The sequence below is a fragment of the Methylobacterium sp. WL120 genome, assembly GCF_008039465.1.
In the GTDB taxonomy this organism is placed as follows: Bacteria; Pseudomonadota; Alphaproteobacteria; order Rhizobiales; family Beijerinckiaceae; genus Methylobacterium; species Methylobacterium cerastii.
Map to the genome: position 1 here is coordinate 37,283 of NZ_VRUT01000020.1, position 8,227 is coordinate 45,509.

Annotated in this window: 7 protein-coding genes and 1 pseudogene; 3 read left to right on the forward strand and 5 right to left on the reverse strand. The window is 70.4% G+C overall.

Annotated elements, in window-relative coordinates:
- Nucleotides 1-106: 106 nt before the first annotated feature.
- From FV229_RS06450 to FV229_RS06465, 4 genes are read right to left on the reverse strand one after another with little or no spacing between them, the layout of a single operon-like run.
- Complete coding sequence (locus FV229_RS06450) at nucleotides 107-1,777, reverse strand: SpoIIE family protein phosphatase (protein ID WP_147751165.1); 1,671 nt, start codon at nucleotides 1,775-1,777, stop codon at nucleotides 107-109.
- The gene (locus FV229_RS06455; RefSeq protein WP_147751166.1) at nucleotides 1,774-2,631 is read right to left on the reverse strand and encodes a GGDEF domain-containing protein; all 858 of its coding nucleotides are present in this window, start codon (nucleotides 2,629-2,631) and stop codon (nucleotides 1,774-1,776) included. The genes FV229_RS06450 and FV229_RS06455 overlap by 4 nt, the downstream gene beginning before the upstream one ends.
- On the reverse strand, nucleotides 2,628-3,017 hold the full coding sequence (locus FV229_RS06460; protein ID WP_147751167.1) for a DUF1987 domain-containing protein: 390 nt from the start codon (nucleotides 3,015-3,017) through the stop codon (nucleotides 2,628-2,630). Before FV229_RS06460 ends, FV229_RS06455 begins: the two co-directional genes overlap by 4 nt.
- Nucleotides 3,018-3,030: 13 nt before the next feature.
- A complete protein-coding gene (locus tag FV229_RS06465) occupies nucleotides 3,031-3,567 on the reverse strand; it encodes a SiaB family protein kinase (protein ID WP_246688077.1) in 537 nt (178 codons plus the stop codon).
- Between the two features lie 406 nt (nucleotides 3,568-3,973).
- Here FV229_RS06465 and FV229_RS06470 point away from each other — a divergent pair, with 406 nt between their 5' ends.
- From FV229_RS06470 to FV229_RS06480, 3 genes are all read left to right on the forward strand, one after another.
- Complete coding sequence (locus FV229_RS06470) at nucleotides 3,974-5,254, forward strand: O-acetylhomoserine aminocarboxypropyltransferase (RefSeq protein WP_147751169.1); 1,281 nt, start codon at nucleotides 3,974-3,976, stop codon at nucleotides 5,252-5,254.
- Between the two features lie 217 nt (nucleotides 5,255-5,471).
- Entirely contained in the window at nucleotides 5,472-6,386 is a 915-nt protein-coding gene (locus FV229_RS06475; RefSeq protein ID WP_147751170.1) for a manganese catalase family protein, read from the forward strand.
- Nucleotides 6,387-6,710: 324 nt separating this feature from the next.
- Nucleotides 6,711-7,991 carry an MFS transporter gene (locus tag FV229_RS06480; protein ID WP_147751171.1) on the forward strand — a complete coding sequence of 427 codons (1,281 nt, stop codon included), beginning with the start codon at nucleotides 6,711-6,713 and terminating at the stop codon, nucleotides 7,989-7,991.
- A gap of 51 nt (nucleotides 7,992-8,042) precedes the next feature.
- On the opposite strand, the pseudogene FV229_RS27295 reads toward FV229_RS06480, so the two are convergent.
- Nucleotides 8,043-8,227: pseudogene (locus FV229_RS27295) on the reverse strand (hypothetical protein); the annotation flags it as partial.

Here is an 8,227-nt window from a genome sequence, read left to right on the forward strand (position 1 = left end):
GGAAGCCGCCGGGACAGCACGAGCATCGGGTCTTTTTTAGGGTCGGCTCCGCTTTAAGGTCGGTCCCGCCGCGATGCGATCGGGCGCGGTCCCGTTAGCTTGCCTGTCAGCGCGGCCGGAAGGCGATCAGGGTCATGTCGTCGCGCCGGACCTCCGGCCCGCGATAGGCCGCCAGCTCGGCCTCCAGGGCCGCGACCTGCTGCGCCAGGGGGAGGGCGGCGTGGGCGGCGAGCCGCCCGGTCACCGCCTTCTGGCCGATCAGGCGGGCGGGGCGCGCGGGATCGGGCCGCCCCATCTGGTCGGTGATGCCGTCGGTCATCAGGTAGAAGGTCGCGCCCGCGACCGGCACGGAGACGTCGCGCTCCGGCAGCACCTCGCGCCCGGTGCGGGGATAGCCGAGGCCGCGCTTCTCCCCGCGGATGCGCTCGGCGACGCCGTCGCGGATCACGGTGAGCGACAGGCCGGCGCCCGCGAACAGGAGGGTGCGCGCATCCCGGTCCCAGACGCAGATGCCGCAATCGAGGCCGTCGTCCGACTCCGAGCCGCGGCCGTCCTGGCGCAGCTGCGCCCGCACCATCGTGTCGAGGCCGGCCAGGATCGCGGCAGGCGAGCGCAGGCCGCGCTCGTGCAGCAGGCGGTCGAGAGCGGTGGCCACGATCAGCGTGAGGAAGGCGCCGGGCACGCCGTGGCCGGTGCAGTCGGCGACCACGACGAAGCTCAACCCGTCGACCTCCTCGAGCCAGAAGTAGTCGCCGCCGACGAGGTGGAGCGGCTCCCACAGGACCGCGACCTCGATGCCGGCCCGGTCGAGGGCGGCGTGGTCGGGCAGGACCGAGGACTGGATGCGGCGGGCGTAGCCGATGCTCTCGATCACGAGGCGGTTGGCCTGCTCGAGCTTGCCGTGGGCGGCTGCGAGGTCCCGCAGCAGCTGCTTGGCCTCGTCGCCGGACCGCAGGCCCTCCACCATGTTGTTGAAAGCCTGGGTGATCACGTCGATCTCGTTGCGCGGGCGGAATTCGCCGTCCATCGCGACGGTGGCCCAGCGCTTGTGCTCGACCTCGCGCATGGCGACGAGCAGGCGCTTCAGGCGGGCGATCACGTGCCGCCGCACCGTCCTGTGCAGCGTCGCCACGAAGGTCAGCATCAGCAGCAGGCTGATCGCCAGCGAAAGCATCGCCTGCTTCTCGGCGCTGGCGCGGAGGGCCGCGGTGGAGAGCACGACCGTGAGGCTGCCCTCCGCCCGGGTGCCGCCCGCGGGCACGAGGTCGGCGGAGACGTGCGCCAGCTCCCACGGGCGCGTGCGCGGCATCTGCCCGGCCGCGACCACGGTCCGGCCCGACGCGTCGTGCAGGGCGGCGTAGCGGAAGGCGGGGTCGCGGGTCAGTGCGTCGAGGGCGGCGCGGGATCGGGCGGGATCGCGGTTCCAGCCGGGCTGCGCGATGCTGGCGGCGACCAGCGTCGCCATCACCTCGGCGCGCTCGGTGTAGAGCCGATACTGGTCGTTGTAGTTCACCCAGGCGATGGCCGCCTGGGTCAGGAGCACCACCACGGCGATCACCGGGTAGATGCGCAGGAACAGGGTGTAGGCGACGCTGTCGAGGTTGCGCCCGCGGGCGGCGCCGCGCAGGGCGCCCGGCCGCATGATGTCGGCGACGCCCTCTTCCGCGGCCACGTCCGCGAAGCCGAGGTTGGCGGCGAGGTCGTCGCGGCTGAGCGGCCCCAACCCGCGCAGGGACCGGCGCCGAAGCGGGACGGCGGGGCTGGCGCTGTCGCTCATCGTGACTCTCCGCGCCCCGTCCCGTCCTCGGCCTCCGTGCCGCGGACGCAGTCGCGCCCGGCCGCCTTGGCGGCGTAGAGCGCCGCATCCGCGCGCATCAGCGCCGTCTGCAGCGACTCGTCCGGCCGGCCGGCGGCGAGCCCGACGCTGACCGACACAGGGATCGCCCCCTGCTCGACCGAGACCGTCAGGGCGGCCACGGCGCGGCGCAGGCGTTCGGCGACCTCGCGCGCGAACGCCTCGCCGGTGTCGACCATCACGACGGCGAACTCCTCGCCGCCCATGCGCCCGAAAAGGTCGATCCCGCGCAGGTTCGCGCGGCAGGCCTCGGCGAAGGCGACGAGGGCGGCGTCGCCCCCCGCATGTCCGTAGCGGTCGTTGATGGCCTTGAAGCGGTCGAGGTCGAGCATCAGCACGCAGGCGGTGCCGCCGGAATCCTGGCTCCCCCGCCACGCGCGCTCGCCGAGGGTGAGGAAGCAGCGGCGGGTCATCGCGCCGGTGAGGGCGTCGGTGTCGGCCAGCCGCCGCAGCTCGGATTCGAGGCGCCGGCGATGGTCGATCTCGCTCGACAGGGCTTCGTTGAGGCTCTGGAGGTCGCGCTGCTGCTCCGCCAGGCGGGCGTTGGCCTGCTGCAGGTCGCGCTGCATCCGGTCGCTGAGCCGGACGAGGCGGCGCTGCTCGCGGGTGCCGCGGCGATAGGCGCCGGCGAGCTCCTTCACGCCGCTGGCCATCTCGGCCAGGCGGGTCTGCATCGCGTCCGCCCGCGCGATCACCGCCTCCTCGTTGTCGAAGAGGCTGAACGCGTCCTCGGCCGGGACCGGGGCCGCCGCGAAGGCGCTGCGCGCGCCGGTCATGCGACGACGTCCTTCACCATTTCGAAGCGGGCGTGGTCGAAGTCGGCGGCGAAGTCCTCGCCGGCCTCCTCGATCGTGTCGTCGCCCTCGGCGAAGTGCCAGCGGATCGTGACCGGACGCCCTTCGGCGGCCGCGTCTTCCAGGGGCATGAACAGGTTCATCAAGGCCTTCGCGCTCGACGAATTGAAGTAGGCGAGCGAGAGGTCGAAGCTGATCGGCTCCAAGCTCGGCGTCTCGAGGTAGCCGCGCAGGGATTGCAGCAGCGGGCCGAAGAACGCGGCCGCGTCCTCGGGGTAGGACTCGCCGCGCATGGCGAGGCGGCCGCCGTCGAAGTCGAAGTCGACCTCCGGCGAGCGGTCCGTCGGCGGGATCTGTATGCGGGTCATGGCGCCGGCGTCCTCAGATGTACGCCTTGAGGCAGAACAGGCTTCGGTCATCGCCGATCTCCTGGAAATCGTACTCGACGGGCGCGCTCGATCGCCGGGCGATCTCGATCAGGCCGATGCTGCCGCCCAGGCTGCCCTCGTCGGGGGCCTGGCGGAGCTTGTCGCGGTAGAAGCGCTTCAGCTCGTCGGCCGAAAGCCCGACGATGTGGTCCAGGCGCTCGCGCAGGCGCGGCACGTCGCCCCGGGCGACCTCGTTGCCGCAGACGACGAAGAAGCGCCCGCCCTCCGAGCCGACCACGATGATGCCGCCGCTGACGCGGGGCTGCTCGGCCTCGGTCGCCGACGCGACCCGGTCGGCGGAGTAGCGGATCACGTTCTGCGCCTGCTCGACGAAGATCGAGAACACGCGCTTGGCCACCGAGGCGTCGGTCTCCTCCTGGCGCATGCGCAGCTTCAGCACCTCGCCCAGCGAGAACAACACGTTCTCCGACAGGTCGCCCCCGAAGGAGAGGATCACGCCGTTGCGCTTGGCGGCGTCGTGGAACGCCATGAAATCCTGCGCGAGCAAAGCATCCTCCCGGTCGAAGGCGGACCGCGCACGACGAGCCAACGATCCGCCGTCGAAACCCTTGGGCAGAAATCGTGAATAGCCAGTTAAAGTATTCATTATGCGACTATGGCAACAATCGCTCGTTGTAGATATTGCGCCGCCTGAAGCCTGACGCTATCGGCTGATGCATAGCAAGCCTTTGCGTAGATGCTCGATCACTGTGCATCTATTGCCTCTTGTGAAGGCATCATGCCGTCCAAACCGGAGGCGCCTTGCTCAGCCCGGAGGCGCCTTGCTCAGCCCGGAGGCAGGCAGGTCGTGGGCACGGGCGCGGCGAGACCTTGCCCCCTCGCGCCGCGCGGGCGTACACGGCGGTGACGGGCCCGCGGGCCTAGGAGGCAACACGATGAGCGACCGGCTGCCCGGCTTCAACACCCTGGCGATCCACGCTGGCGCGAGCCCCGACGCGGCCACGGGCGCGCGGGCGACGCCGATCTACCAGACCACGAGCTTCGTGTTCGACGACGTCGACCACGCCGCCTCGCTGTTCGGGCTCCAGGCCTTCGGCAACATCTACTCGCGCATCACCAACCCGACGAACGCCGTGCTGGAGGAGCGCATCGCGGCGCTGGAAGGCGGCACCGCGGCGGTCGCCGTGTCCTCGGGCCACGCGGCCGAGTTCCTGACCATGCACGCGCTGATGCAGCCGGGCGACGAATTCATTGCGGCCAACAAGCTCTACGGCGGCTCGATCAACCAGTTCAACCACAGCTATAAGAACTTTGGCTGGAGCGTGGTCTGGGCCGACACCGACGACCCGTCCTCGTTCGAGCGCGCGATCACGCCGCGCACCAAGGCGATCTTCTGCGAGTCCATCGCCAACCCGGGCGGCGTCATCACCGACATCGCTGCTCTGTCGGAGATCGCCAAGCGGCACAACATCCCGCTCATCGTCGACAACACCATGGCGACGCCGTACCTGATCCGCCCGTTCGAGCACGGCGCCGACATCGTCGTGCACTCGGCGACGAAGTTCCTGGGCGGCCACGGCAACTCGATCGGCGGCCTCGTGGTCGACGGCGGCAGCTTCCCGTGGGCTGGCGACGCGCGCTACCCGATGATGAGCGAGCCGCGGCCGGAATATGCCGGCATGGTGCTGGCCGAGACCTTCGGCAACTTCGGCTTCGCCATCGCCATCCGGGTGCTCGGCCTGCGCGACCTCGGCCCGGCGCTGTCGCCGTTCAACGCCTTCCTGATCCTCAACGGCATCGAGACCCTGCCGCTCAGAATGCAGCGCCATTGCGACAACGCGCTGGCCGTGGCCACGCACCTGGCGAGCCACCCGGCGGTGTCGTGGGTGAGCTATCCGGGGCTCGAGGCCGACCGCTACCATGAGCTCGCCAAGCGCTACACGCCGCACGGCTTCGGCTCGGTCTTCACCATCGGCCTGAAGGGCGGCTACGACGCGGGCGTCAAGCTCGTGGGCGGCCTGCAACTGTTCTCCCACGTGGCCAACATCGGCGACACGCGTTCGCTGGTGATCCACCCGGCCTCGACCACGCACCGCCAGCTCACCGACGCGCAGAAGACCGCGGCCGGCGCCGGGCCGGAGGTGGTCCGCCTCTCGATCGGCCTCGAAGACCCGGCCGACCTGATCGACGACCTCGACGGCGCGCTCACCGCGTAGCCGTCCTTTAGGCGGGCACGCGGCCCGCGAAAAAACGCCGTTCGAAGGACCGCCGGCCCGCCCCGCCTCCGTGCGGGGCGGCGCCGATTCGTGCCTGCCGCCCGGGGACCCGAGCGGGAGAGGGTGCGGCGGCGATCGGGCCTTATCCAGGAACAAGGTCGGCGCTGGTCGGTAGCACCAGGGCGTCCCGGCTCTCCGGCGATAAGGATCCCCACCCATGTTCATGCGCATCGACAAGCTGCAGGCCGAGCTCCCGCAGCCGAAGCGACCCGATCCGAACGCCGCGGCAGCCCTGCAGGAACTGCTCGGCGGCAAGTACGGCGAGATGTCGACGCTGGGGAACTACATGTTCCAGAGCTTCAACTTCCGCAACAAGAGCAAGCTGCGACCGTTCTATAGCCTGGTGTCGAGCATCTTCGCCGAGGAACTCGGCCACGTCGAGCTGGTCTCGACCGGCGTGTCGATGCTGAACAACGGCCCCGGCGACGACACCGAGAACGTCGACATCTCCAAGGCGCCGTTCCACGACATGCAGGACATCCGGCTCGCCGGCAGCTTCCTGTCGAACGGCGGCGGCGCGATGCCGATGAACGCGAACGCCGCGTCGTGGAACATGGACATGGTCACGACGACCGGGAACCTGATCATCGACCTGCTGCACAACTTCCACCTGGAATGCGGCGCCCGCATCCACAAGTTGCGCGTCTACGAGACCCTGAAGGACCCGACCGGCCGCGAGGTCTGCGGCTACCTGCTGGTGCGCGGCTCGGTCCACGCCCACGCCTACGCGCTGGCGCTGAAGAAGATCACCGGCGTCGAGATCGAGAAGATGCTGCCGACGCCGAACATCGACCTCAGCCGCGTGCCGGAGTGCCAGAAGTACCTGCAGGAGGGCAGCCACCGCCGGCTCTACACCTTCAGCCCGAAGGACTACGCGGAAGCCGCCGGCGTCTGGTCGAACGACGAGGTCGCGCTGCCGGGCGATCCGCCCGGCCAGCTCGAGATCGTCGACGGCCACCCCGAAGGCGGCAAGATCCCGGAGCTCGACGGCAATTATGGCGCCTTCGCCCCCGATTACGCCCCGGAGGAGATCTTCGAGATCGCGAGCAAGCTCTACAAGAAGAGCCGCTGATCCTCGCTTAAGACGACGAGGCCGGTGCTCCGAAGGGGGCGCCGGCCTTTTTCGTGGGCTCCGCCGGCGGTCCCGTCGGAGGGCGAGCGTTGGCATGGCGTGGCGGGGAGCGGAATGCCGGCACCTCCGCCGGGTCGCTGACTTCATCGTCGTCTACATCGCGTTCGAGGCGGCGGAAGTGGTCGCGGCAGCAGGATTACAGATCTTGACGTTGTTGCCCCTCGATCCCTGCATCCATCGGGTTTCGACACGCCGGATGCTGTGCAAACGCCGCGCGGTGCACTAACCGGGACGCATTCCGACCCTGTGCGAACGCGAACCCCCATGCTTCAGACCACGCCGCCCCCCCTCTCGGCCCGCCGGGTCCTCGCCGCGAGCTTCGTCGGCACGGCGATCGAGTTCTTCGATTTCTACATCTACGCCACCGCGACCGCGCTGGTGATCGGTCCGGTGTTCTTCCCGCCCGGCGAGCCCGGCGTGCAGCAGCTCAGCGCGTTCGCGACCTTCGCGATCGCCTTCCTGGCGCGACCGGTGGGCGCGGCGCTGTTCGGACATTTCGGCGACCGGGTCGGGCGCAAGGCGACGCTGGTGGCCTCGCTCCTGATCATGGGCGTCTCGACGGTGCTGATCGGCTGCCTGCCGACCTACGCCACCGCCGGCTGGTGGGCGCCGGCCCTGTTGTGCCTGCTGCGCTGCGGCCAGGGCATCGGCTTCGGCGGCGAGTGGGGCGGGGCGGCGCTGCTGGCGGTGGAGAACGCGCCGCCGGGAAAGCGCGCCTGGTACGGCATCTTCCCGCAGCTCGGCGCGCCGGTCGGCTTCATCCTGGCCAACCTCAGCTTCCTGGCGCTCAGCTTCGGCCTCAGCGCGGAAAGCTTCCAGGCCTGGGGCTGGCGGCTGCCGTTCCTCGCCTCGGCCGCGCTGGTCGGCGTCGGCCTCTACGTGCGGCTCAAGCTCAGCGAGACGCCGGCGTTCAAGGCGGCGCTGGCGCAGTCCAAGCCCGAGCGCGTGCCCTTCGCCGCGATGGTCACCGGCCACGGCCACGCCCTCGTCGTCGGCACCCTAGCGATGGTGGCGGTCTACGCGGTGTTCTACATCTCCACCGTCTTCGCCCTCGGCTACGGCACGGCGGCGCTCGGCTACACCCGGCCCGCCTTCCTGCTGTTCGAGTGCATCGCCGTCTGCTTCATGGCGCTCGGCATCGCGCTCTCTGGCGCCAACGCCGACCGCTTCGGGCGCCGGCCGGTGCTGATGGTCGGCATGGTGGTGGCGTTCAGCCTCGGCGGCCTGCTCGGGCCGATGCTCGGCTCCGGCTCGGGCGCGGTCGTGCTCGCCTTCCTCTGCCTGAGCCTGTTCACGATGGGCTGGATCTTCGGGCCGATGGGCGCCCTGCTGCCGGAGCTGTTCCCGACCCGCGTGCGCTACACCGGCGCCTCGGTGACCTACAACCTCGCCGGCATCGTCGGGGCGTCGGGCGCCCCCTACATCGCCCAGCGCCTGGTCGACTGGGGCGGGATCGCCTGGGTCGGCGCCTACCTCGCCGTGACGGCGATCATCAGCTTCCTCGCGGTGCTGATGATGCCGGAGACGCTGCGCAAGGGCGTGTAATTGAGGGATGGCCCTGCCTCGGCGGGGCCACCCCTAGGAGCGCGCCGCGCGTCAGTTCCGCTTGTCCAGCGGCCGGCCGAGCAGGCGCGCGAACTCGGCCTCGATCTCCTCCACCGAGAACGGGTTGGCGGCGGACTTACTCGGCGCGGACTTGCCCGGCGCGGACTTGGCCGGCGCAGGCTCAGCGGCCTTCGGCGGCGGCGCGGGCTCGGCCTTCGGCGGCACGCGCGGCTCGA

Coding starts and splice junctions, on each gene's coding strand:
- FV229_RS06465 (WP_246688077.1), bottom strand. CDS start 3,567: ATGGCGTTCCACGACGCCGCCAAGCGCAACGGCGTGATCCTCTCCTTC.
- FV229_RS06455 (WP_147751166.1), bottom strand. CDS start 2,631: ATGACCGGCGCGCGCAGCGCCTTCGCGGCGGCCCCGGTCCCGGCCGAG.
- FV229_RS06475 (WP_147751170.1), top strand. CDS start 5,472: ATGTTCATGCGCATCGACAAGCTGCAGGCCGAGCTCCCGCAGCCGAAG.
- FV229_RS06450 (WP_147751165.1), bottom strand. CDS start 1,777: ATGAGCGACAGCGCCAGCCCCGCCGTCCCGCTTCGGCGCCGGTCCCTG.
- FV229_RS06460 (WP_147751167.1), bottom strand. CDS start 3,017: ATGACCCGCATACAGATCCCGCCGACGGACCGCTCGCCGGAGGTCGAC.
- FV229_RS06480 (WP_147751171.1), top strand. CDS start 6,711: ATGCTTCAGACCACGCCGCCCCCCCTCTCGGCCCGCCGGGTCCTCGCC.
- FV229_RS06470 (WP_147751169.1), top strand. CDS start 3,974: ATGAGCGACCGGCTGCCCGGCTTCAACACCCTGGCGATCCACGCTGGC.